This is a genomic window from Insulibacter thermoxylanivorax, assembly GCF_015472005.1.
Taxonomy (GTDB): domain Bacteria; phylum Bacillota; class Bacilli; order Paenibacillales; family DA-C8; genus Insulibacter; species Insulibacter thermoxylanivorax.
The window spans coordinates 25736-49361 of sequence record NZ_BMAQ01000030.1; the positions used below are offsets into that span (position 1 = coordinate 25736).

Genomic DNA, 23626 nt, shown 5'->3' on the forward strand with positions numbered 1-23626 from the left:
GCTTGTCAGTTGAATATACGACATACCTGCCAGAGCATACGAGTTATCTGCCTGTCATACATGCAGATCTGCTGAGCATACAAGCATATCTGCTCTGTATACGAGAACAACCGCAACCGAATAAGTGAAAGGGGAACTGAAGGAATGTTAGAGAGAACACATCAATGCGGCAAGATTACCAAAGCCGACATCGGTCAGACCGTCGTGTTGAACGGTTGGGTTCAACGTCGGCGCGACCTGGGAGGCGTGCTGTTCATCGACCTGCGTGACCGCAGCGGCATCGTGCAGATCGTCTTCAACCCGGAGTTCAACGAGGAAGCTCATGCGATCGCAGACCGCGTGCGCAATGAATATGTGTTGGCCGTGCGCGGCACGGTTGTAGAGCGCGATCCGGAGACGGTGAACCCGAACCTGGAGACCGGGGAGATCGAGGTGCGCGTGGAAGAGATCGAAGTCCTGAATCCTGCGAAAACACCGCCGTTCTTCATCGAGGACGGCATCGAGATCGATGAGGCGATTCGTCTGAAATATCGCTATCTGGACCTTCGTCGTCCGGAGATGCTGAATACGCTGATGCTGCGCTCGAAGGCAGCGAAGATCTTCCGCGACTTCCTGGACGAAAGAGGATTCTTGGAGATCGAGACGCCGATCTTGACGAAGTCCACACCGGAAGGCGCACGCGATTATTTGGTGCCAAGCCGCGTGCATCCAGGCGAGTTCTTCGCCCTGCCGCAATCGCCGCAGATCTTCAAACAGCTGCTCATGGTCGGCGGCATCGAGCGCTATTATCAGATCGCACGCTGCTTCCGCGATGAAGACCTGCGTGCAGACCGTCAGCCGGAGTTTACACAAGTGGATATCGAGGTCTCCTTCATGAACCAGGACCAGCTGCTGGAGATGATGGAGGAGCTGATCTGCCGCGTCTTCCGCGAGACGATCGGCGTGGAGATCGAGCGTCCGTTCCAGCGCATCACTTACGAAGAGGCGATCGGCAAGTACGGTTCGGATAAGCCGGATCTGCGCTTCGGAATGGAACTGGTTGATCTGACGGATCTCGCAGCGAACTGCGGCGTCAAAGTCTTCGCGAGTGTGGCGCAGAAGGGCGGTCAGGTTAAAGCGATCAATGCCAAGGGATGCGGAACTTGGAGCCGCAAGGAGATCGACGATCTGCTGCCTTTCGCTGAACGCTACGGGGCGAAGGGCCTGGCATGGATCCAAGTGAAGGACGGCGAGATGAGAGGTCCGATCGTCAAGTTCTTCACAGAAGAAGAACTGGCAGAACTCAAAACCCGTATGAATGCTGAAGACGGGGACCTGATCCTGTTCTCTGCGGATACGAAGAAAGTCGTGGCGGACGTTCTTGGCAACCTGCGCCTGAAGATCGGCCGCGATCTTGGTCTCATCGATGACAATGTGTACAAGTTCGCATGGGTCGTCGACTTCCCGCTCCTCAGCTACGATGAAGAAGAGAAGCGGTATGTCGCCGAACACCATCCGTTCACACGTCCGCGGGATGAGGATATCCACTACTTCGATGAGGATCCGTCCAAGATTCGTGCGCAGGCTTATGACCTTGTATTGAACGGTTATGAGGTCGGCGGCGGTTCGATGCGGATCTATAAGCGCGAGATTCAGGAGAAGATGTTCAAGGCGCTCGGCTTTACGATGGAAGAAGCCTATGACAAGTTCGGCTTCCTGCTGGATGCCTTCGAATACGGTACACCGCCGCACGGCGGCATCGCCTTCGGCTTCGACCGTCTCGTCATGCTGCTGGCAGGCCGCAAGAACCTGCGCGATACGATCGCCTTCCCGAAGACGGCCAACGCGACAGATCTGCTCTGCGATGCGCCGTCCGAGGTATCCGACAAGCAGCTGGAAGAGCTGTCGATCCGCGTAGCGCTAAGGCCGCCGGCAAGCAAATAAGCACCGCCCATCCATCTCAACATCATATCGATATGCAGATAAGGCTGCTCGCTCCCTGTGCAGGGTGGGTGAGCAGCCTCTTAGGATAGAGGAGGTTCTGGTCCATTGTTGCACCAATTCTCGCGAACAGAATTAGCGATCGGTCCGGAAGGCATCGAAGTGATGAAGAACAGCACTATCGCCGTGCTCGGCGTAGGCGGCGTCGGTTCGATTGCCGTAGAAGCCCTGGCCCGCGGCGGGATCGGCCGGATCATCATGATCGACAAGGATGTCGTCGACATCACGAACATTAACCGCCAGATTCCTGCCCTGTTGACGACGATCGGGCAGCCGAAGACGGACGTGATGAAGGAACGCTTGAAGCTGATTAATCCCGAATGCGACGCCGTAAGCTTGAAGATGTTTTATACCGAGGAGACCTATGAGAAGTTGTTCGAATATGATTTGGATTACGTCATCGATGCTTCGGACACGATCACTTATAAGATCCATCTCATCAAGCAATGCTTGGAACGCAAGATCCCGATCATCTCCTGCATGGGTGCGGCGAACAAGATGGATCCTACCAAGTTCCGCGTGGCGGACATCTCTGAGACGCGCATGGACCCCATCGCCCGGGTCGTACGGCAGAAGCTGCGCAAAGCCGGCATCTCCAAAGGCGTGAAAGTCGTCTATTCCGAAGAGCCGCCGGTGAAGCAGCGGGAAGATGTCACGCAGCGCATCGTCCCGGAACATGCACCAGAGATCCGCAAGGCGCAGCAGCCGCCGGCCAGCAATTCCTTCGTGCCGCCGGTAGCTGGTTTGATTATGGTCAGCGTCGTCGTGAACGATCTTCTGGCTAAGCACGGCATCGTCGTTGAACGTCATACTTGATCATTCCAGCTTGATGATCATTCCAGCCGCTTCACAGCTGATCTTGTGACCGGGTTCCCATATGAACCCTGGCTTGCCATCCTGTGGAGCGGCTTTTTGTGGTATACGGGGAATGATGACAAAAAATGTAAACACTGCGACCTGTGAAGAGAGAGACAGAACATTCGTTCTCACGAACAGCATCATATGTTACAATGGATTCATGAAGAAACCCATGAAGATCAGGTCATATGAGGAGCCGGATAAAGATGGATTTATTTACTTATCAAGCGGAACAGTCGCCTGCGGGTAAGCTGCTTGCCGACCGTATGCGGCCGGAGACGCTGGATGAATATATCGGACAAGAGCATATCGTCGGAGAAGGGAAACTGCTGAGGCGTGCGATCGAGGCGGATCAATTGAGCTCCATCATCCTGTATGGACCGCCGGGATGCGGCAAGACGACGCTGGCGCATATCATCTCCAAGCAGACGAAGGCGGAGTTCGTCCAATTGAATGCCGTCGATGCCTCGGTCAAAGATGTGCGCCATGTGATCGACCAGGCGAAGATGAACCGCTCGATGTACGGGCGCAAGACGATCCTGTTCCTCGATGAGGTACACCGTTTCAACACCTCGCGTCAAGATGCGCTGCTGCCGGCGGTGGAGAAGGGGGACATCATCCTCATCGGTGCCACGACGGAGAATCCCTTTCACTATGTGAATGGTGCGCTGCTTTCCCGTTCGACGCTGTTCCAGCTGTATCCGCTCAATTATGAACACGCCTTGATCGCCTTGCGGCGAGCGCTGGCTGATGAGCAGAAGGGGCTGGGGATGCTGCCGATCCAATGTGATGAAGAAGCGCTGATGCATATCGCTCGTACTGCGAACGGGGATATTCGCCGGGCGCTGACGGCATTGGAACTGGCAGCGATGACTACGCCGCCGCGGTCGGACGGCACGATTCATATCACCCTTGGGATCGCTGAGGAATCGATTCGGAGGCCCTTGGTGCGGGCGGATGAATCGACGCAATATGACGTGCTGTCAGCATTTCATAAGAGCGTCCGCGGTTCCAGCGATGCGGCGCTGTTCTGGTTCATCTATGCCGTGGAGAAACTGGGCATGGATCCGATGGTGTTCATCCGCAGGCTCATCGTTGCCTGCAGCGAGGATATCGGCCTTGCGAATCCGCAGGCAATGGTGCAAGCGGTGAGCGCGATGGAGGCCTATCATCGGATTGGCTGGCCGGAGGCGAAGTACAATATTGCCCAGGCAATACTCTTCGCCGTTGAAAGTCCAAAATCGAACTCGATCACCAAGGCGCTCAGCAAGATCTCCGAGACGATCGAACGCATCCGCTCGGCGGAGGTGCCCTTGCATCTGCGGGATGCCCATTATAAGGGAGCGGAGCAGCTCGGTCATGTCGGCTATAAGTATCCGCATGATTACCCGGGCCACTATGTGGAACAACAATACCTGCCTGACCCGATCAAGCATGAGGTGTTCTACGAAGCAGGAGAACTGGGCAGCGAAGCGAAGATTCGTTTGAATCAGCAGAATCGGCGGCGTTCGCGCTGATCTGAATGATAAGCGGTCGGAAGGATGATCTAAGCTTTTGTCAGCGCGGTTCCTCATGAGGAATCGCGCTGATTTTCTAAGAATTTTTGCTGTAAGATGTTGTACCATCGTTCGGTCTGCTGTGGATTCTCATCATTGTAATAAATATAGAGATCCGGCAGTTTAATCTGCAGATAGGGCGGATGTGCTTTGAAGATATACAGCCTGGCTTTGCCAAGTTCCCTCAAACGAAAGATTCCGCGCGCATAACGATCCGTCGCTTCACCATTCAACCTGAGGCCGGAAGGTATTTCTTCGACTAAAGAGAGATCTTCGATCTCATCTATCGCAAAGGCATAGTTATACATCGGGTAATGAATCTCCACCTGCTCTTCCGTAATGTTCATTACCGGCGACGTTAATTCGGAACGAATCAACATAAAGGATACGCCGACGATGATCCCGAGAATCAGCACAGCGGTTCCTCCCATGATCATCTTCCCTGCCGCGGTTCCGGTGTTCAGCGTCATGCCTGTGCCGATTCGCTTGTCTACGAATACTCTAGGATCCTTAGGATTATGATAGGTGAAACCGTTCCCCCAATAATCATCGCCGTCTTTCGGTCCATCGGGACCGAGGTTTACATACCATTCTTGCCTTCGCTTCAGATCGAGCAGTTCACGGAATGAGCGGCGAAACGAAGCGGTGACGACCAAGATAAAGGTGCTCATCCACAGCAGAAAATAGACCGTCTGAAAAGCCATCCACTTCTGCAGCAAGAGGAGAGGCCAGACCAGGATCAGTGCCATCACCGTACTGATCACAAGAAGCTGTTTGCGATAGCGTTCCCGGATTTGTCTCACCGGCTCAATATCGGCTGCATGGGCAGGCAGCAGGATGCCTAATAACTGCCCGTCTTTATATCGCGATTGCGACAGATACACAGCCAAGAAGATGACATAGAAGATAACCGCACTAAAAAGTAAGACCCACGTCAAGATGATCTCCCCCTTCTTTCATAGATACCCGAATAACCAATATACCCGAATCACAATGGGCGTCCCAAGGATAGGCGTCCCAAGGCCTGCAATGCTTTATTGCTATCATGTGATATTTTGCTTGCTATTATATAACGAAAGACAGTTGATTCCGTTTCGTACAATTTTCAAAAATATGGTCTTCTGAACAGCGACCGCAGTTAGCGCCCAAACCCATTCCTATTAAAGGGAAAGAATGGTATAATGTTATTCAATTGAAATTCAAATCCATAGTTTAATAGGAAGCGGGTGACGGTTGTTGCGCAAGAAATGGGATGAGCAAACCAAACTGCAATTGGGCATGCTGATCAAGAATCAACTTGATATGCACGTCAAATTAAACGACGCAGTCGATCGGGCTGCAGAAATCCTTCAAGCTCCCAGATCAACCTGCATGAACTATTGGCAAAAAGAACTGAAAAACCTCGACTGGTCCCAGGAGAATCCGTTGCTGTCCGTGAAGAAATCCGGTGATTCCGCCGGCAGGAAGCCGCGTGCTTCCGACCAGGCTCAACAGAGACAAGCTGAGCAGACCCAAGCATTGCGATCCCTGCTCTACAGACTTCGGACGAGCGAATCCAGGATGCGCGAGCTGTACTATCAAACGGGGGTTCTGCTGAACGAATACGCTTCTCTGCTTAAGGAGCTGGCAGCAACCATTGATCATCAAGGGAGCGCTGAGGAAGAGCAGACGGACTTGATCTATAGTTCGTCTCAGGCGCTGACGGCCAAAGATCTTGCCGCAGGGGATATCGTACGCATTCATCAACATATCTGGCAGGATTACTACTATATCTGTGAGATTGATAATGATATCGTATACGGGTACAAATTAAATAAAAATCTGCGCATCCGCCGCAAGTCCAAGAAGAAAATCATCACCCAGGAGATGCTGCAATTCTGCAAAATCGTCCAGCAGAATGTTTCCATGGAAGAAGTATCGTCTGAGGAGTCAGATGATCAGGAGTCGGATGCCAAGCGAGAAGCAAAATGAATGATGATTCGCCTTCGGCTAAGATCCCGTCATGATGATCCGGTTTCGGCCGGATTTTTTATGTCAATTTTCGAATTTACATGTTTATACTCGGTTTCGAAACAGTTACAATGACTAGGGATCTTCTTCTGAAGAAGCAAAGAGTATTAAGGGGGCACTAGACTTGAAAAAGCTCATTCACATCAGCATTGCCTTGATCTTGTTCACCTTCGTCCTGCTGTCAGGCTGCGCGTCGCACCCGGGCGAGGCGGAACGGGAAAGGGGGCGGGCGGAGGATGAGTTGATCTTGGCGATCGGCACGGAACCGGAGGGGGGATTTGACCCAACGCTCGGTTGGGGGCGCTACGGCTCTCCGCTCTTTCAGAGTACACTTCTTAAGCGGGACCATGAGATGAGGATTACCTATGATCTGGCCGCTGATTATTCGCTGAGCGATGACGGCAGATTGTGGACGGTGCGCTTACGGGAGGATGCGAAGTTCTCCGACGGCCGGCCCGTCACTGCAGAGGACGTTGTCTTCACCTTCGAGACGGCAGCAACGAATGGATCGACGATCGATCTGAGCAATCTTAAGCAAGTCCGCGCGAAAGGTTCGTATGAAGTTGAATTCGAACTCCATGAGCCCCAGTCTACCTTCATCACGCTGCTGATCTCATTGGGCATTGTACCCAAGCATGCTTACGGGCCGAATTACGCCGGCCAGCCGATTGGCTCCGGACCGTATCAGCTTGTGCAGTGGGACCGCGGTCAGCAGCTCATCGTGGAAGTGAATCCCGAATACTACGGGGAGAAGCCTTTCTTCCGCAGACTTACCTTCTTGTTCTTGCAGGAAGATGCGGCTTTGGCAGCGGCACGGGCAGGAGAAGTGGATATCGCGGCGATTCCGCCGGTTTATACAAGAACCTCGGTTCCAGGGATGAAGATCGTCGATATTCAGACGGTGGATAACCGGGGGATTATGTTCCCATATGTGCCCTCAGGGAGGGTTACGGAAGAAGGATACCCCATCGGCAATGATGTTACCAGCGATCTGGCGATTCGCCGCGCAGTAAGTGTCGCCATCGACCGCGAGGCCTTGGTGGACGGGATCTTGGAAGGTTACGGCACCCCTGCCTATACGATCAATGATCAGCTGCCGTGGTGGAATCCGGAGACGGTATTCCCCGACGGCGATATCGAGGAAGCGAAGCGGATCTTGGCAGAAGCCGGCTGGATCGACGAGGACGGAGACGGCATCGCGGAGCGGGAAGGCGTACGGGCCTCCTTCACCCTGCTGTATCCATCTAATGATCGAACGAGACAATCGCTGGCGCTTACGGTTGCGGACATGGTCAAACCGGCGGGGATCGAGATCATCGTCGAGGGCAAGAGCTGGGATGAATTGAAGAAGCGGATGCATGCCGACGCCGTGATGTTCGGCTGGGGAAGTCATGATCCCATCGAGATGTATTATGTGTACAGCAGCCGTTACCAAGGGGTGGACTATTTTAACCCAGGTTATTACAGCAATGAGACCGTGGATCGTTATATGGAGCAGGCGCTTCGTGCAGTGAGCGAGGAAGAAGCGCATGAATATTGGCGGCAGGCGCAGTGGGACGGCGAGACGGGCGTCAGCTTCCATGGGGATGCGGCTTGGGCATGGCTGGTGAATATCGATCATGTCTACCTCGTTCATGAGAAGCTGGATATTGGCCGGCAGGGGATCCATCCTCACGGCCACGGCTGGCCGATCACGGACAATATCGCCTCCTGGCGCTGGGCGGAATAGGATGCATCGGTTAATCGGTCAGAACAGGCACGGGATTGGAACGGAGAGGTGTTGCATTGAAGAGACACTTGTACAGCTTAAGCAGATGGCTCGGCATGAAGCTTATACGTTTGATTCTGTTACTATTGGTGCTCAGCATCGCTGTGTTCTGGCTGGTCAGTCTGTCGCCGATCGATCCGGTACAGGCTTACATAGGCGCTGATGTGATGCGGGTCGGACCCGAACAGCGGCAGGCGATCGCCGAATATTGGGGGCTGAACGATCCGCCGGCAGAGCGTTACATCCGCTGGCTCTCTGCGGTCCTGCACGGCGATCTGGGAACCTCCATGATCTACCGGGCGCCGGCGGCGGAGGTGATCGCTGAGAAATTCACGCATTCCTTGGCCTTGATGGCAGCGGCTTGGCTGCTTACAGGAGTGTTCGGTTTCCTGCTCGGCATCCTGGCGGCATTGTATCATAACCGCTGGCCGGATCGCCTGATCACTTGGTACTGTTACACGATCGCTTCCACGCCGACCTTCTGGATCGGGCTCCTGCTGCTTGTGGTCTTCGCCGTCTGGCTCGGCTGGTTCCCAATCGGTCTCAGCGTGCCGGCCGGCCGGCTGGCCGCGGAAGTGTCGCTGCTCGACCGGATCCATCATATGATCCTGCCTGCACTTACCCTCAGCTTAATCGGTCTCGCTCCGATCGCTATGCATACGAGGGAGAAGCTGCTTGATGTGTTCGCCAGCGACTATATCACCTATGCGCGAGCCCGCGGTGAGAAGGGCTTCTCGCTTGTGCTGAGACACGGTCTGCGCAATATCGCCCTGCCCGCCGTTACGCTGCAGTTCACCTCCTTCGGTGAATTGTTCGGAGGCGCGGTGCTGGCCGAGCAGGTCTTCTCCTATCCCGGCCTGGGACAAGCCGCGGTTCAATCGGGGCTGCGCGGCGATATACCGTTGCTTGTCGGCATTGTGCTGTGCAGCGCGGTCTTCGTTGCCTGCGGCAACATGATCGCTGACCTCTTGTACCGGTTCATCGATCCCCGGATGCGAAGGGGGGAAGGAGCGGGATGAGGCATTATCGGCATCCGCTTAGGCGGCATAGACTTCCGAGGCATATGTTCCGGACCGGAAGGCAGCGGGCGATAGCTGTACTCCTCTTAACGGCCTTTGTTCTGTCTATCGTTGTGTTGGCCGGCTATATGATCGATGACAGCCGGCTGGCAACCCGGCCTGAGCTGCGCCATCAGGCTCCTTCGCTTGACCATTGGTTCGGTACGGATTGGCTGGGCAGGGATATGTTCCTGCGGACGGTGAAGGGCCTGGCCATCAGCATTCAGGCGGGGGTCATCGCCGCGGCGGCAAGCACTCTGATCGCAGCGGTGATGGGCATGCTGGCAGCGCTGAGGGGCCGGTTCTTGGATCGGATGATCACTTGGTTGATCGATTTTTTCTTAAGTGTGCCGCATCTTGTCACCCTCATCCTCATCGCTTATATCAGCGGCGGGGGACTTAAGGGTGTCGTGCTGGGCATCGCCCTCACTCATTGGCCCAGTCTCGCTCGAGTCATCCGTGCGGAGGCTTGGCAGCTCAAGTCGGCGGAGTTCGTGCAGATCTCCCGCAAGCTGGGCCGTTCACGCCGCTGGATCGCAGTCCATCATATCCTTCCTCATCTGATGCCGCAGATCATGATCGGCTTCGTGCTGATGTTCCCGCACGCCATCCTGCATGAGGCCTCGATCACCTTCCTGGGGCTGGGGTTGTCCCCCCATCAGCCGGCGATCGGCATCATCCTCAATGAGTCGATGCAGTACCTGTCGACGGGTTCCTGGTGGCTGGCGATCTTCCCCGGCGCTGCTCTAGTCATCGTCGTTCGGCTGTTCAGCATCGCTGGAGAGAAGTTGCGGCAATGGTTTGATCCGGATCGTGTATGGAGAAGATGATGCGCATAAGTATCTATGAGATTCAGAATCTATAATTTAGAATCTATAATCAAGAAACTATGATTCAGAATTATTAACGCTATATTCCATAAAATAGAAATTATGAACTGCAGTCAGAATCTACGATCTACGAGAGGAGTTCAGAGGATGGCGATCTTGGAAGTGCGCGGTCTAGAGCTTACGCTGACCCGATCGATGCGCGGATTCCGGCGGCAAGAGGTGAAGGTGCTCGACGGGCTGGATCTGCAGGTCGAGGCGGCCGGAATCACGGCGGTGGTCGGAGCGAGCGGATCAGGGAAGAGCCTGCTTGCCCACGCCGTCTTAGGGATCTTGCCGGAAGAGGCGAAGCTCGAGGGCGAGCTCTTATACAAAGGAGAGCCGCTCACCTTGCAGCGGCAGGAGGAATTGCGCGGACGGGAGATCGTTCTGGTGCCGCAATCGGTGTCCTATCTGAATCCGACGATGCGCGTAGGCCGCCAAGTACGCGGTGTGCACCTGGACAAGGAGAAGCAGCGGGTGAAGCAGCGGCAAGCCTTTGCCCGCTATGGTCTGTCGCAGGAAACAGAGCGGCTCTATCCCTTCGAGCTTTCCGGCGGTATGGCGAGACGGGTGCTGCTCGCGGCGGCGACGATCAGTGAGGCGCAGCTGATCATCGCCGATGAGCCAACCCCCGGTTTGCCGCAGGAAGGGGTGCAGGAAGCGCTGAACCATCTGCGTGAACTCGCTGACGAAGGAAGCGGCGTGCTGCTGATCACCCATGATATCGCAGCGGCTCTAACCGTCGCCGATCGCATCGTCGTCTTCTATGCCGGCACCTCTGTGGAAGCCGCTCGTGCTTCTGATTTTGCCGGCGGGGGTGAAGCGCTGCGCCATCCATACAGCCGCGCGCTGTGGCAGGCTTTGCCGCAGAACGGTTTCCAGACGCTGCCGGGCGTACAGCCCCTGCCCCATGAGCGTCCACAGGGCTGTCACTTCGCACCGCGGTGTCCCATGGCGACGGAAGAATGTGCGGCGGCAAGGCCGAATCGCCGTGAACTTCGGGGCGGATGGGTGAGATGCTTCCATGCGACTTGAGGGACGAGGCTTAGGCTGGCGATACGGCCGGGAAAGCTGGCTGTTCCGGGAATACGACATCTCCATAAGCGCCGGTGAGGTCGTCGGCTTGATCGGTCCGAGCGGCAGCGGCAAGACGACCCTCGGACGCATCTTAGCCGGCTATATCAGGCCGCTTGCCGGTACGGTAACCCTTGACGGCGATCCCTTGCCGCAGACAGGGTATCATCCGGTGCAGATGGTCTTCCAGCATCCTGAACAGGCGGTGAATCCCCGCTGGACGGTCAGCCGAATCCTGCAGGAGAGCGGGCCGCTGGATGAGGCGTTGAACGAAGCCCTTGGCATATCCCCAGCTTGGCTGGACAGGAGGCCGCATGAATTGTCCGGCGGTGAGCTGCAGCGCATCTGCATCGCACGCGCCCTCGCTCCCGGCACGCGCTTCTTGATCGCAGATGAGATCACTGCGATGCTCGATGCGATCTTGCAAGCTCAGGTGTGGCAGGGGATCCTGCATGAGGCGGAGAAGCGCCGCATCGGCATCCTGGCGATCAGCCATGACCGCCGGCTTCTGGAGCGGATCTGCACTCGCATCATCGAGTGGCCGCAGCGGGGCAGCAGCTGATAGGCATAGTGGACAGCTATGAACGAAGCCTCGTCTTGTTCATCGAGATGAAGATCTGTAGGAGATACGATGCGGATGTGAACCGTGCGAGGAGATGGAGCAGGCACAATAAATCGAGCAGACACATAAAATCCACCGCACATCATTCGAACGGCTCCCTTATAAAACTGATCAAGCAGGATGATCTTAAGGAGCTGTTCTTCGATGGACTGCGGTGGATTTTTCTCTAAAGGGATTAGCTGCATAAGATCTCATCGTGGTGAAACCTATGACCGTATGCAACGTATAAATATAGATGAACTGCTCTACCAGCAGCACGTGTGCGGGCTGCTTCTCGGGATCTGGATGAACCTATGCCGTCAATCGGCCGCACCATCAAATCGGCTGCTTAATCACCTGATCGATCGTGCCGCCGCCCAGGCACTCTTCGCCATCGTAGAATACGACGGCTTGTCCCGGGGTGATCGCTTTCTGCGGCTCTGCGAAGCGGACGCGGTAGGAACCATCCTCCAGCTTCTCGACTTGGACTTCTTGATCCGGCTGGCGGTAGCGGAACTTCGCCGTGCAGGTGATCGTTCCTTCGGGTTCGCTGCCGCTGATCCAGTTCACGTCTTGGGCGATCAGCCCATAGGAGAACAGCGCGGGATGGTTGGCGCCTTGCACAACATACAGGATGTTGTTCTCAAGATCCTTGTCTGCGACGAACCACGGCTCGCCGGTTCCCGAACCGCCGATGCCAAGCCCTTGGCGTTGTCCAAGTGTATAATACATGAGGCCGTCATGGCGCCCTTTCAGTTCGCCGTCCAAGGTGCGGATTTCACCCGGCTGAGCGGGCAAGTACTGGCTGAGGAATTCCTTGAAATTGCGCTCGCCGATGAAGCAGATTCCTGTGCTGTCCTTCTTGCCGGCGGTGGCCAGACCGGCCTCCATCGCGATCTTGCGCACCTCCGGCTTCGTCAACCCGCCGATCGGGAACATCGCTTTGGACAGCTGCTCTTGGCTGAGCTGGTTCAGGAAATAGGTTTGATCCTTGTTGCTGTCCGCGCTGCGCAGCAAGCGGTAGGTGCCGTCGATCTGCTCGACGCGGGCGTAATGTCCGGTGGCCAGATAATCGGCGCCTAATTCGAGGGCCTTGTGCAGGAATTCGCCGAACTTGATCTCGCGGTTGCACATGACGTCCGGATTCGGCGTTCTGCCTTTGCGGTATTCATCCAGGAAGTATTCGAAGACTTTCTCCGAATATTCCTGTTCGAAGTTCACGGTATAGAACGGGATGCCGATCTGCGCGCAGACCCGTCTGACGTCTTCAGCATCTTGATCGGCGGTGCAGTGGCCGAATTCGTCGGTATCATCCCAATTCTTCATGAAGATGCCGATTACTTCATAGCCTTGCTGTTTCAGCAGGAGAGCAGCCACGGACGAGTCTACGCCGCCCGACATGCCGATGACAACACGTGCTTGAGTGCTCATAGGTCGAAGCACCTCCTAATGTTTAGTCTGTGTATCGCATGGTGCTTGTATGTTCATCCCCTCGCATATCCGGATTATGACCGTGCAGCGAAGGGTTCGCGTGAGAAGGTTGACTAGGATACAAGGAGACTTGGCCATACTGTATCATAACATTTTTCGCACAACAAGAAAAATCCGACTATCTCGATTCTAGAAGGTTTGCACGTTTTTTCATAAAGATGTCATCTTTATGCTAACAAAAGTTAATTCAATATGTTAACATACTAATGTTAAGATACTATAGGTGCAACCCTTAAATAACAGAGATCATGAGATTAAGTAGGTGCTTATCTTGAAAATTTCAACGAAAGGCCGTTATGGACTGACGATCATGATGGAGTTGGCGGCGAATTATGGAGAAGGTCCAACGTCGCTGAAGAGCATCGCAGAGAAACATCAGCTCTCTGAGCATTATCTTGAGCAGTTGGTCGCTCCCCTGCGCAACGCGGGTTATGTGAAGAGCATCCGCGGTGCGTATGGCGGATACATCCTGTCCAAGCCTCCAGAGAGCATCACAGCAGGCGATGTCATCCGTGTGTTAGAAGGACCGATCAGTCCGGTTGACTTCACCGAAGAGGAAGATCCGGCTAAGCGAGATCTCTGGATGCGCATCCGCGACAGCATCGCGTTCGTTTTGGACAGCACGACGCTCAAGAACCTGATCGAATACGAAGGTGACGGCGGCCCGAATGAAGGGTACATGTTCTACATCTAGTCACTTAAGCAGGTGTCACGTATGAAACACATCTATATGGATCACGCTGCCACGACTCCGCTGCGTCCGGAAGTACGGGAGGCGATGATGCCTTATCTCACAGACGCATATGGCAACCCTTCCAGTCTTCACGCCTTCGGGCGAAAGTCCAGGATCGCCCTGGATACCGCCAGGCATCACATCGCTTCTCACCTCAATTGCGATCCGCGCGAACTCATCTTCACCAGCGGCGGGACGGAAAGTGATAACACCGCTTTGCTCGGAACAGCTTGGCAGCGCCTGAGCGATGCAGGCCGGCAAACGCGCGGCCATATCATCACGAGTGCCGTAGAACATCACGCTGTGCTGCATACATGCCGCAGGCTGGAAGAACTCGGCTTCGATGTGACTTACCTGCCCGTAGACGAATACGGCAGGATACGTGTTGAAGATTTTGTGGCAGCGATTCGGCCGGACACCTTTCTGGCGTCCGTGATCTACGGCAACAACGAAGTGGGCACGCTGCAGCCGATCGTAGAGATCGGAGAAGCGGCCCGTGAGCGAGGGATTATCTTCCACACCGATGCGGTGCAGGCCCTTGGCGTGCTCAGCATCGATCTGAGCGCACTCCCCGTGGACCTGATGAGCTTCTCGGCTCATAAGATCAACGGTCCCAAAGGGGTAGGTCTGCTGTATTGCCGCCGCACCGTGCGCTTCGAACCGCTTCTCTACGGCGGCTCCCAAGAGAAAAACCGCCGCCCCGGCACAGAGAACGTCGCCGGGATCGTCGGCTTTGCGAAGGCGCTGGAACTTGCCCAGAGTAAATGGGAAGAACAACATCAGAGGATGTGGGATCTAAGGCGCCGGTTTATCGAAGGTTTGACCTCACGCCTGCCCCTTTCACACTTCACGGTGAATGGTCATCCTCAGCAGGTGCTTCCCAATATCATCAATATCAGTTTCCCGGGTTTGTCTTCGGATACTTTGCTGATGAATCTCGATATGGCCGGCATCGCAGCCTCCAGCGGTTCAGCATGTTCGGCTGGTTCGCTTGAACCTTCTCATGTGCTGGCAGCGATGGGACTTCCCGAAGAACGCCTGCGCTCCGCGATCCGCTTCAGCTTGGGTTACGGTCATACGCCCCGCGAGATCGAGGAGGCTGCTGCACGCGTTGCCGATGTCGTCATGCAAACCCAGAGGCGCGGCCGATAAGATCCGCCAGTCTTTACTTAATGAACCAATTCAACCAATTCATTGAATAACCCTTTGCCCTTCAGCGCACAATGGATCTATGAGTTGATGCAGAGGGTGAGTTCGTTGTTCAAAGCTAGAGATATCATCGGCCTGCCGATCATCTCCGTAAGAGATGGACGCAAGCTCGGCGAGGTTCGAGATGTACTGTTAGGAGCATGGAAGGTAAAAGGGCTGCTGCTGGATCCTAAGTTCTGGTTCGGACAAGCCCGGGCGATCGCCTGCGAGGGTATTCAATCCTTCGGCAGCGACGCAGTAATGGTATCGGATCAGGAAGCGATCTATACCTTTGGTGATTTTGCCGAACACGGCCGCTTGTTCTTATCCGGCAAGAAGAAGATCCAGGGCATGGCCGTGATGACGCCGAACGGGCAGCAGCTCGGCTTCATCGAAGATGTTTACTTCGATGACAATCTGGATAAACAGATTATAGGGTTGGAATTAACAGACGGGTTTATCTCGGATTTGACGGAGGGACGCAAAGTGTTCATGATCAGCGAGGAATCCCAGCTTGGCGAAGATGCGGTGATCGTCCATGCTGATCGGCTCGTCCCATCCTAGGATGCGTGAATAAACGTCTGATTCAAATAGAATAGGGTGAAGGAATATGCGTTGTCCAAACTGCAACTCCAAAGATATCGGCAAGATCGGTTCCCACCAGTATTATTGTTGGGGATGTTTTATCGAACTGACGATCAATGGCGATAAGATGTCCGTTTATCAGGTGGAGGAAGACGGTACGCTGAGTTCTTTGGATGATCTGTTCTTCGAGGACGAGATGCCTCCGCTCGAAGAAGAACTGCAATCGCTTGAAGCGACGCAGATGCACGCGAATTAAAATCGCGAATGATGCCGGTCCGGATTGGGCCGGCATTTTTCGTTGCGAGAATCATCATACTGGGAGGATCACGGAGCAATAATATCCAGAGGTTGTACATATAATGATCACGAGCAGGCTGATGTGCAGGACAGGGATGCTGTGCCTGAAGCGGCGTCAATCGGCTTGCCGCTTCGCAGCAAGCTCATGATCAGGTACTCGTCCTAACGGGAAGGGGCTTACGGGGGTGATCGCTATGGAACCTTTCTGGAAACACCGCTGGTTTACTTATGCCGTCCTGGTTCTGCTGGGGCTGGCTATCCTCTATATGCTGATCCTGATTAACCCGATCCTGATCGCCGTCTACCGTTTCTTATCGGCGGTTCTGACACCGTTCATCATCGCCATGATCGTCTCCTATGTGCTCAACCCCGTCGTCAATATGCTCAACTGGCGCAAGGTGCCGCGCACCGCTGCTGTTCTCTTGATCTACGCGGTTTTCATCACTTCCCTGATCGTGATCATGATGAATTTCATCCCGATCTTCATGAAGCAGTTGAATGAATTAAATGAGCATCTGCCGAAAATGACGATGAAGGCGCAGAACTGGTTCGCGAACTTCAACAACAGCGATCTGCTGCCGGAAAGCGTGCGCGTGGGAATCAGGGATTCCCTGGGCAAGATCGAACGCCAGATCGCCGGTTCTATCTCCGCTTTCATCAGCCGGATCGATTCGACGATCAATGTGATCTTCATGCTGCTGACGGTGCCGTTTCTGGCTTTCTATATGCTAAAAGACATCCAGCTGATCGAGAAAACCGCGCTGGCCATCGTGCCGAGCGGCCGGCGCAAGCAGGTTGTGAAGCTGTTCGTCGATATCGACCGCGCGCTGGGCAATTATATCCGCGGACAGCTGCTTGTCTGCTTGATCGTCGGCGTCTTCGCCTATATCGGTTATTCGATCATCGGACTTCCCTATCCGATCCTCTTCGCCAGCGTAGCCGCGGTTTTTAACATCATCCCCTATATCGGTCCATACATCGGAGCTGCTCCGGCAATTCTGATGGCCGCAACGCTGTCGATGCGGCTTGTTCTTCTCGTGATCGTCGTCAATTGGATCGTCCAGCTGGTCGAGAGCAATGTGATCTCGCCGCAGATCGTCGGCAAGTCCCTGCATCTCCACCCGCTGATGATCATCTTCGCCCTTCTGGCCGGAGGATATCTTGCGGGGATCATCGGCCTGATCCTGGCCGTTCCTTGCCTGGCGGTGATCAAGGTTATCCTGCAGCATGTGCTGCGCTATTATTCGAGCCGCAAGACGCCGATCTAGTCGATCGGCAGCCAATCGTGAAGAAGTGCAGCGAGCCGATGTACGGAAATGTTTGACTTTGCTGAATTATTCAAGCTATAATCATCATGATAAAGTGGAAGTCGGCAAGACAGGCTGACAAAGCAAGCTAAGTGATTCAGATAGAGAGAACCATAAGGATGGTTACGATTCAGCATATACAGCTCATATGAGTGATCCTATGAAGGAATGGCTTCGCTAGAAGCTTTTTTTGTATTTATCGACGCATTCAGGGAGGCTAAACATTCATGAAAGCTAGTGAAATTCGCAGCAAATGGCTAGAATTCTTCGCAGAGAAGGGACATCACATCGAACCCAGCGCATCGCTGGTGCCGGTGAATGATCCATCCCTGCTGTGGATCAATGCCGGCATGGCGCCGCTGAAGCCCTACTTCGACGGGCGGGTCGTACCGGAGAATCCGCGCATCGCCAATGCCCAGAAGTGCATCCGTACGAATGATATCGAGAATGTCGGCAAGACGCGCCGCCACCATACGTTCTTCGAGATGCTGGGGAATTTCTCCATCGGCGATTATTTCAAGGAAGAGGCGATCACCTGGGCTTGGGAATTCCTGACGGACAAGCGTTGGATCGGCTTCGATCCGGAGCGCCTGTCGGTGACGGTTCATCCGGAGGATGAGGAAGCGTACCGCCTGTGGCATGAGAAGATCGGGCTTCCGGCGGAACGGATCATCAAGCTGGAGGACAACTTCTGGGATATCGGCGAAGGGCCATGCGGACCTTGTACCGAGATTTTCTATGACCGGGGTGAAGCATACGGGGATCTCAGCGATCCGGAATGCTATCCAGGCGGCGAGAATGAGCGTTTCCTCGAAGTCTGGAACCTCGTTTTCTCCCAGTACAATCACAACAAGGACGGTTCTTATACGCCCCTGCCGAACAAGAACATCGATACGGGAGCAGGGCTGGAACGCCTGGCCTCGATCCTGCAGGACGTGGATTCGAACTTCGATACGGATCTGTTCATGCCGATCATCGAGAAGACGTGCGAGATTACAGGCGCCAAATATAAGGAGAAAAATGAACTCGATGTCGCTATGAAGGTGATCGCCGACCACATCCGCACCGTCGTATTCGCTGTCAGCGACGGGGTGATGCCGTCCAATGAAGGACGGGGCTACGTGATCCGCCGCTTGCTGCGCAGAGCGGTGCGTTACGGCAAAGTGCTGGGCATGGATCAACCGTTCCTGTATCGTCTCGCACCGGTCGTAGTCAGCATCATGGGCGATCACTATGCCGAGCTAAGGGAGAAGCAAGAATTCGTGGAACGCGTGATCCGTACGGAAGAGGAGCGCTTCCATGAGACCTTGTCCGATGGTCTGCAGATCCTTGCCGAGATGGTGGAACAAGCGGAGAAGGAAGGACGCCGCGAGATCACCGGTGAGCAGGCATTTAAGCTGTATGACACCTATGGATTCCCGCTTGATCTGACAGAGGATTATGCCGAAGAGCACGGCTTCACCGTGGATCATGAAGGATTTGAGGCTGCGATGCAGCAGCAGCGTGACCGCGCCCGGGAGGCGCGCCAAGAAGCGCAGAGCATGAAGGTGCAGGGCGGTCCGCTGGCTGACTTCACGACTAAAAGCGAGTTCGTTGGATATAATGAACTGGTGACAAGCAGCAAGATCATCGCGATGTTCACGGAGAACGAAGCGGTGGATCTAGCTGCAGCCGGTCAGACCGTGCAGATCATCCTGAACCGCACGCCGTTCTATGCGGAAAGCGGCGGTCAGGTGAGCGACCATGGGACGATCAGCGGTAAGAGCGGACAAGGTGAAGTGGAGGATGTAACCAAAGCACCGCACGGCCAGCATGTGCATACCGTGAAGATCGTGCAAGGAACCCTGCGTGTCGGAGATGAAGTTGAAGCGGCGGTCAGCCGCTCGATGCGCGAGGACATCATCAAGAACCATACGGCCACTCACCTGCTGCATAAGGCGCTTAAGGAAGTGCTGGGTGACCATGCGAATCAAGCGGGGTCTCTGGTTGCTCCCGAACGCCTGCGCTTCGACTTCTCTCATTTTGGCGCTGTGACGCAGGAAGAGTTGGAGAGAATCGAGGACAAGGTGAATGAGCAGATCTGGAAGAATATCGCCCTTGAGATCACATACCAATCGCTCGAGGATGCGAAGGCGATGGGAGCAATGGCGCTCTTCGGCGAGAAGTACGGCGACATCGTACGCGTCGTGAGCATCGGCGACTACAGCATCGAGCTGTGCGGCGGCTGCCACGTGCAGCAGACCTCGCAGATCGGCCTGTTCAAGATCGTCAGCGAGAGCGGCATCGGCTCCGGCATTCGCCGCATCGAAGCGGTCACCGGCCGCTATGCCTATGCATACCTGGAGGAGCAAGTGAAGCTCTTGCATCAAGCATCCGATCTGCTGAAGGCGAAGGTGCAGGATGTGCCCAGACGCATCGAAGGGCTGCAAAGCCAGCTCAAGGAAGCCGCGCGCGAGATCGAATCCCTGCGGGCAAAACTGGCGAATATCGAAGCGGGGGCGCTTGCTGACCGCGTCCAGGAGGTAAACGGCATCCGCTATCTGGCGGCTAAGGTCGATGCGCCGGATATGGATGCTCTCCGGACGATGGCAGATGAGATGAAGTTGAAGCTGCCCGAAGCGGTCATCGTCCTCGGTGCGGCGATGGGCGAGAAGGTCAACTTCGTGACGGCGGTTCCGAAGGAGTTGACGACAAGGGGCGTACACGCCGGCAAGCTGATCAAAGAGATCGCTGCGATCTGCGGCGGAGGCGGCGGCGGCAGACCGGATATGGCACAAGCAGGGGGCAAGGATGCCTCGAAGCTTGATGAAGCTCTAAGCAAGGTAGAGGAGCTGCTGAGCGCGCAGATTTCTTGATGATCCGGCTGCTTGCTATAGGGATGCCCGCGGAGATGTTGAGGATGGCGATGGATTTTTGCTTGGGAATAAAGGATTGCTGGATATGGATCTCGAATATAGTAGAACCAGCAGGAATATCGTACATATCGCCAATATTATAGATGGGGGTGCTTGGAGTGGACTTTTCGGATAAGACGATGAAGTTCAATGTGCGCGGAGATCAAGTAGAGACGACGTGTAAAGAAGTGTTGTTGACCGTCTATGACGCCTTGCAGGAGAAAGGATATAATCCGATCAATCAGATCGTCGGCTATCTGTTGTCCGGAGACCCCGCATATATCCCGCGGCATAACAATGCGCGCAGCCTGATCGGCAAACGGGAGCGCGACGAGTTGATCGAGGAACTGGTCCGCTTCTATCTGAGTCATCATAGATAAACCAAGATAACAAAGGATATGGTATGCGAATCTTAGGCTTGGACTTAGGGGATAAGACAATCGGTGTAGCAGTCAGCGATGAGCTTGGATGGACGGCCCAGGGAGTGACGGTCATCCGCCGCCAAGACGAGGAATCGGATCTCGAGCAGCTGCAAGAGCTGGTGGATCAGTACGGCGTTCAGAAGATCGTCGTCGGCTTGCCGAAGAATATGGACGGCTCGATCGGTCCCCGCGGCGAGATGTGCCGGGCATTTGCGGAGCTCCTGAAAGTAAGGTTTCAGCTGCCGGTTACGATGTGGGATGAACGGCTGTCGACGATGGCGGCGGAGCGCATGCTCCTGGAAGCGGACACCAGCCGCAGGAAACGCAAGAAAGTCGTCGATAAGATCGCGGCGAGTTTGATCCTTCAGGGATACTTGGATTATATACGAATGAGGTGAACAAGGTGGCAAAGGAACGCGATGAACATCATGAGGAGGCGGAGATCATCAGCATCGCTGATGAGAACGGGGAAGAGTCGGATTTCGAGGTGATCATGAAGTTTGAGGTGGATGACCCCGAATCCAAGTATATGGCCCAGAAGTACATGATGGTCGTGCCGCTGGACGATGACGATCAGGATGACGACGGTGTCGATGAAGTGTATGCCTTCCGCTATGAGGAAGAAGGCGATAATCTTACGCTGTACACGATCGAAGAAGAAGAAGAGTGGGATATGGTGGAAGAGACGTTCAATACCTTGCTCGCTGAATTCGATTAAGTCGTGTGAAGCGGTCATGTGCCGATCGATTCGATCGGATCAGCGAGTGAAGGCTGTTCCCTGCATGAATAGATTGTGTATAATAGAGCGGATGGTTGTCCGCTCTATTTTGTATGTGTGAAGGATGGAATCAGGCCTGTCCAGCGAAGCGGGCGGAACGAGCCGACCTTTGGGACAAGCCGAGGTAAGGGAGGTAGGGATGATGGATCAGCGGGATCCGAGACGAGACGAACATCGAGATGCAGCACGGGATGAGGCAAGAGATGAAGCACGGGACGACGTGAAGAAACAAGAACAGAAGGAAGCGCGCCATAAAGCGCATCATGAAGAGAAGCATGCCGAAGACGTGAATCGAGAAGAACATGCAGAGCGGGAGCATGAGGTACGGGCCTCCGCAGCATCAGAAGAATCTGCGGATCATAGGGATCATGCGGAGTTTGCAGAAGATGAGGAATACGCGGCGGAGCTGGACAGCGAAGCACGCTCGAAGACCAATGTGCGGCGCATCGGCCTGATCGTCGCATGCTGCATCATGTTGGTGCTGCTGGGTACGGCACTGGGGGTCGGCATGTTCGTTGCCAATGGGCTGCAACCGGTGGAGGCACAGGACCGTGAAGTGCGAATCAAGATCGAGCCCGGCATGACCTCGGCCAAGATCGCCCATCTTCTGGAAGAACATGGGCTGATTCGCAGTGAATTTGTCTTCCGTTATTATCTGAAGGTGAAGGGTGAGGGGTCGCGCTTCCAAGCCGGGGAATACCTCATGAAGCCCGGCATGGAACTGGATGAGATGATCGCGATGCTGAACCGCGGCGATACCGTCAAGGAACCGACGATTAAGTTTACGATTCCGGAGGGGTATACGATCGAGCGCATCGCGGATAAGCTGGCGGAAGAGAAGATCGTCGACCGCGATGTGTTCTTGGAAATGGCCGCCAAGACGGATCTGTATGATTCCGAATACGTAAAAGAGATTCCCGCCGATGAGAACATCGTGCATGCGTTAGAGGGGTATCTCTTCCCTGAAACCTATGAGATGCGGGCGGGCAGCACCGAACAGGAGATCATCCAGCGCATGGTCAGCGAGCTCAGCCGCAAGTTGGCACAGCTTCCGGAGGATTGGCCGCTGCGGCTGGAGGAGCTGGGACTTACTTTCCATGAGATGCTGACCATCGCTTCCTTAATCGAAAGGGAAGCGGCAGTGGACGCGGAACGTCCGCTGATCGCCGGCGTGATCTATAACCGGCTGAAGCAGGATATGCTGCTGCAGATCGATGCGACGGTCCAATATGCCTTGGGTGAGCATAAAGAAGTGCTGCTGATCGTCGATACCGAGGTGGATTCCCCATATAACACCTACAAGGTAAAAGGCCTGCCCCCGGGTCCGATCGCCAGCCCGGGATTGGAATCGATTCGTGCAGCCCTTTATCCCGCTGAGACGAGTTATCTGTTCTACGTAACGAAGAAAGATGGTTCGCAAGAGCATCTCTTCGCGGAGACCTACCAAGAACATCTGCGCAACATCGAATTGAGCAAGTCACAATGATCGACGGGATGGAGGATGAAGGACGAGTGACGGGGATCACAGATCAGCAGGTGACAGCATATCTGGAGGGGCTGATGCCTAGGCGCAGCCCCCTCTTGATGCGCTTGGAAGAAGAAGCGCGGCAGGAGGGGATCCCGAATATCGCTCCCGTCTCCGCAGCCGTGCTCCGCCTGCTGTGCGCTTTGCACCAACCAGCGTCCATATTGGAGATCGGCGCAGCCATCGGTTACTCGGCGATTCATATGGCAGAAGCCGCGGCGGATGCTCGGATCACGACGATCGAGATCGATCCGGCGCGGGCAGCGCGGGCGCGTGCGAATTTTGAGGAAGCGGGCCTAAGCGGCCGGATTACGTTGATCGAAGGCGACGCCTTACAGCACCTGCCGCTCCTCGAAGGGCCCTTCGAGATGATCTTCATCGATGCGGCCAAAGGAAAATATTCTCAATTCCTTACAGAGGCTTACCGGCTGTGTGCTGCCGGGGGTATAATAGTGACGGATAACGTGTTATTCCGCGGGCTCGTCGCAAGATCGCCCGAAACGCTGGACCGCCGGTATCGCAGCACGGTGCGCAGACTTCGCGAATACAATGAGCTGCTCATGCAGCATCCTGGTTTATCGACAACATATCTGACTGTCGGCGACGGCATCGCAGTCAGTATCAAGAGGTGA

General features: G+C 54.9%; 22 protein-coding genes. 20 read left to right on the plus strand and 2 right to left on the minus strand.

Features of this window, described 5'->3' with window-relative positions; genetic code table 11:
• The first annotated feature begins 144 nt into the window (after positions 1 to 144).
• The 3 genes from aspS to PRECH8_RS10845 all read left to right on the plus strand — a co-directional run bounded on the left by aspS (position 145) and on the right by PRECH8_RS10845 (position 4355).
• Positions 145 to 1923 (plus strand): aspartate--tRNA ligase, encoded by a 1779-nt coding sequence (gene aspS, locus PRECH8_RS10835; protein WP_200967121.1) that lies wholly within the window; start codon positions 145 to 147, stop codon positions 1921 to 1923.
• Positions 1924 to 2028: 105 nt separating this feature from the next.
• Positions 2029 to 2796, plus strand: a complete 768-nt coding sequence (locus PRECH8_RS10840) for a tRNA threonylcarbamoyladenosine dehydratase (RefSeq protein ID WP_200967122.1) — start codon at positions 2029 to 2031, stop codon at positions 2794 to 2796.
• 248 nt (positions 2797 to 3044) lie between these two features.
• Complete coding sequence (locus PRECH8_RS10845; protein WP_200967123.1) at positions 3045 to 4355, plus strand: replication-associated recombination protein A; 1311 nt, start codon at positions 3045 to 3047, stop codon at positions 4353 to 4355.
• 53 nt (positions 4356 to 4408) lie between these two features.
• Here PRECH8_RS10845 and PRECH8_RS10850 read toward each other — a convergent pair whose 3' ends face one another.
• Positions 4409 to 5332: a DUF5808 domain-containing protein gene (locus PRECH8_RS10850; RefSeq protein ID WP_242457545.1), complete on the minus strand. Its 924-nt coding sequence runs from the start codon at positions 5330 to 5332 to the stop codon at positions 4409 to 4411.
• 295 nt (positions 5333 to 5627) lie between these two features.
• On the opposite strand from PRECH8_RS10850, the gene PRECH8_RS10855 reads away from it, so the two are divergent.
• The 6 genes from PRECH8_RS10855 to PRECH8_RS10880 all read left to right on the plus strand — a co-directional run bounded on the left by PRECH8_RS10855 (position 5628) and on the right by PRECH8_RS10880 (position 11735).
• Positions 5628 to 6365: a hypothetical protein gene (locus PRECH8_RS10855; RefSeq protein ID WP_200967125.1), complete on the plus strand. Its 738-nt coding sequence runs from the start codon at positions 5628 to 5630 to the stop codon at positions 6363 to 6365.
• 163 nt (positions 6366 to 6528) lie between these two features.
• Positions 6529 to 8133: an ABC transporter substrate-binding protein gene (locus tag PRECH8_RS10860; RefSeq protein WP_371871207.1), complete on the plus strand. Its 1605-nt coding sequence runs from the start codon at positions 6529 to 6531 to the stop codon at positions 8131 to 8133.
• A 95-nt stretch (positions 8134 to 8228) separates the two neighbouring features.
• A complete protein-coding gene (locus PRECH8_RS10865) occupies positions 8229 to 9191 on the plus strand; it encodes an ABC transporter permease (RefSeq protein WP_200967156.1) in 963 nt (320 codons plus the stop codon).
• A gap of 44 nt (positions 9192 to 9235) precedes the next feature.
• Positions 9236 to 10060 carry an ABC transporter permease gene (locus PRECH8_RS10870; protein WP_242457546.1) on the plus strand — a complete coding sequence of 275 codons (825 nt, stop codon included), beginning with the start codon at positions 9236 to 9238 and terminating at the stop codon, positions 10058 to 10060.
• A 147-nt stretch (positions 10061 to 10207) separates the two neighbouring features.
• Positions 10208 to 11134 (plus strand): ABC transporter ATP-binding protein, encoded by a 927-nt coding sequence (locus PRECH8_RS10875; protein ID WP_200967127.1) that lies wholly within the window; start codon positions 10208 to 10210, stop codon positions 11132 to 11134.
• Positions 11124 to 11735: an ABC transporter ATP-binding protein gene (locus PRECH8_RS10880; protein ID WP_200967128.1), complete on the plus strand. Its 612-nt coding sequence runs from the start codon at positions 11124 to 11126 to the stop codon at positions 11733 to 11735. Before PRECH8_RS10875 ends, PRECH8_RS10880 begins: the two co-directional genes overlap by 11 nt.
• Before the next feature lie 375 nt (positions 11736 to 12110).
• On the opposite strand, the gene mnmA is transcribed toward PRECH8_RS10880, so the two are convergent.
• Positions 12111 to 13205: a tRNA 2-thiouridine(34) synthase MnmA gene (gene mnmA, locus PRECH8_RS10885; protein WP_200967129.1), complete on the minus strand. Its 1095-nt coding sequence runs from the start codon at positions 13203 to 13205 to the stop codon at positions 12111 to 12113.
• A gap of 331 nt (positions 13206 to 13536) precedes the next feature.
• On the opposite strand from mnmA, the gene cymR reads away from it, so the two are divergent.
• From cymR to PRECH8_RS10940, 11 genes are all read left to right on the plus strand, one after another.
• Positions 13537 to 13959, plus strand: coding sequence for a cysteine metabolism transcriptional regulator CymR (cymR, locus tag PRECH8_RS10890; RefSeq protein ID WP_200967157.1), 423 nt, complete (start codon positions 13537 to 13539; stop codon positions 13957 to 13959).
• A 21-nt stretch (positions 13960 to 13980) separates the two neighbouring features.
• A complete protein-coding gene (locus tag PRECH8_RS10895; protein WP_200967130.1) occupies positions 13981 to 15150 on the plus strand; it encodes a cysteine desulfurase family protein in 1170 nt (389 codons plus the stop codon).
• 87 nt (positions 15151 to 15237) lie between these two features.
• The gene (locus PRECH8_RS10900; RefSeq protein WP_200967131.1) at positions 15238 to 15750 is read left to right on the plus strand and encodes a PRC-barrel domain-containing protein; all 513 of its coding nucleotides are present in this window, start codon (positions 15238 to 15240) and stop codon (positions 15748 to 15750) included.
• A 46-nt stretch (positions 15751 to 15796) separates the two neighbouring features.
• The gene (locus PRECH8_RS10905) at positions 15797 to 16027 is read left to right on the plus strand and encodes a YrzR-like zinc ribbon domain (protein WP_200967132.1); all 231 of its coding nucleotides are present in this window, start codon (positions 15797 to 15799) and stop codon (positions 16025 to 16027) included.
• Between the two features lie 235 nt (positions 16028 to 16262).
• Positions 16263 to 17336, plus strand: a complete 1074-nt coding sequence (locus PRECH8_RS10910) for an AI-2E family transporter (protein ID WP_200967133.1) — start codon at positions 16263 to 16265, stop codon at positions 17334 to 17336.
• Between the two features lie 266 nt (positions 17337 to 17602).
• On the plus strand, positions 17603 to 20230 hold the full coding sequence (alaS, locus tag PRECH8_RS10915) for an alanine--tRNA ligase (protein ID WP_200967134.1): 2628 nt from the start codon (positions 17603 to 17605) through the stop codon (positions 20228 to 20230).
• Between the two features lie 158 nt (positions 20231 to 20388).
• Entirely contained in the window at positions 20389 to 20649 is a 261-nt protein-coding gene (locus PRECH8_RS10920) for an IreB family regulatory phosphoprotein (protein WP_200967158.1), read from the plus strand.
• Positions 20650 to 20672: 23 nt separating this feature from the next.
• A complete protein-coding gene (gene ruvX, locus PRECH8_RS10925) occupies positions 20673 to 21089 on the plus strand; it encodes a Holliday junction resolvase RuvX (protein WP_200967135.1) in 417 nt (138 codons plus the stop codon).
• A 5-nt stretch (positions 21090 to 21094) separates the two neighbouring features.
• Positions 21095 to 21409, plus strand: a complete 315-nt coding sequence (locus PRECH8_RS10930) for a DUF1292 domain-containing protein (protein WP_200967136.1) — start codon at positions 21095 to 21097, stop codon at positions 21407 to 21409.
• 202 nt (positions 21410 to 21611) lie between these two features.
• The gene (mltG, locus tag PRECH8_RS10935; RefSeq protein WP_242457547.1) at positions 21612 to 22955 is read left to right on the plus strand and encodes an endolytic transglycosylase MltG; all 1344 of its coding nucleotides are present in this window, start codon (positions 21612 to 21614) and stop codon (positions 22953 to 22955) included.
• Positions 22952 to 23626 carry an O-methyltransferase gene (locus PRECH8_RS10940; RefSeq protein WP_242457548.1) on the plus strand — a complete coding sequence of 225 codons (675 nt, stop codon included), beginning with the start codon at positions 22952 to 22954 and terminating at the stop codon, positions 23624 to 23626. The genes mltG and PRECH8_RS10940 overlap by 4 nt, the downstream gene beginning before the upstream one ends.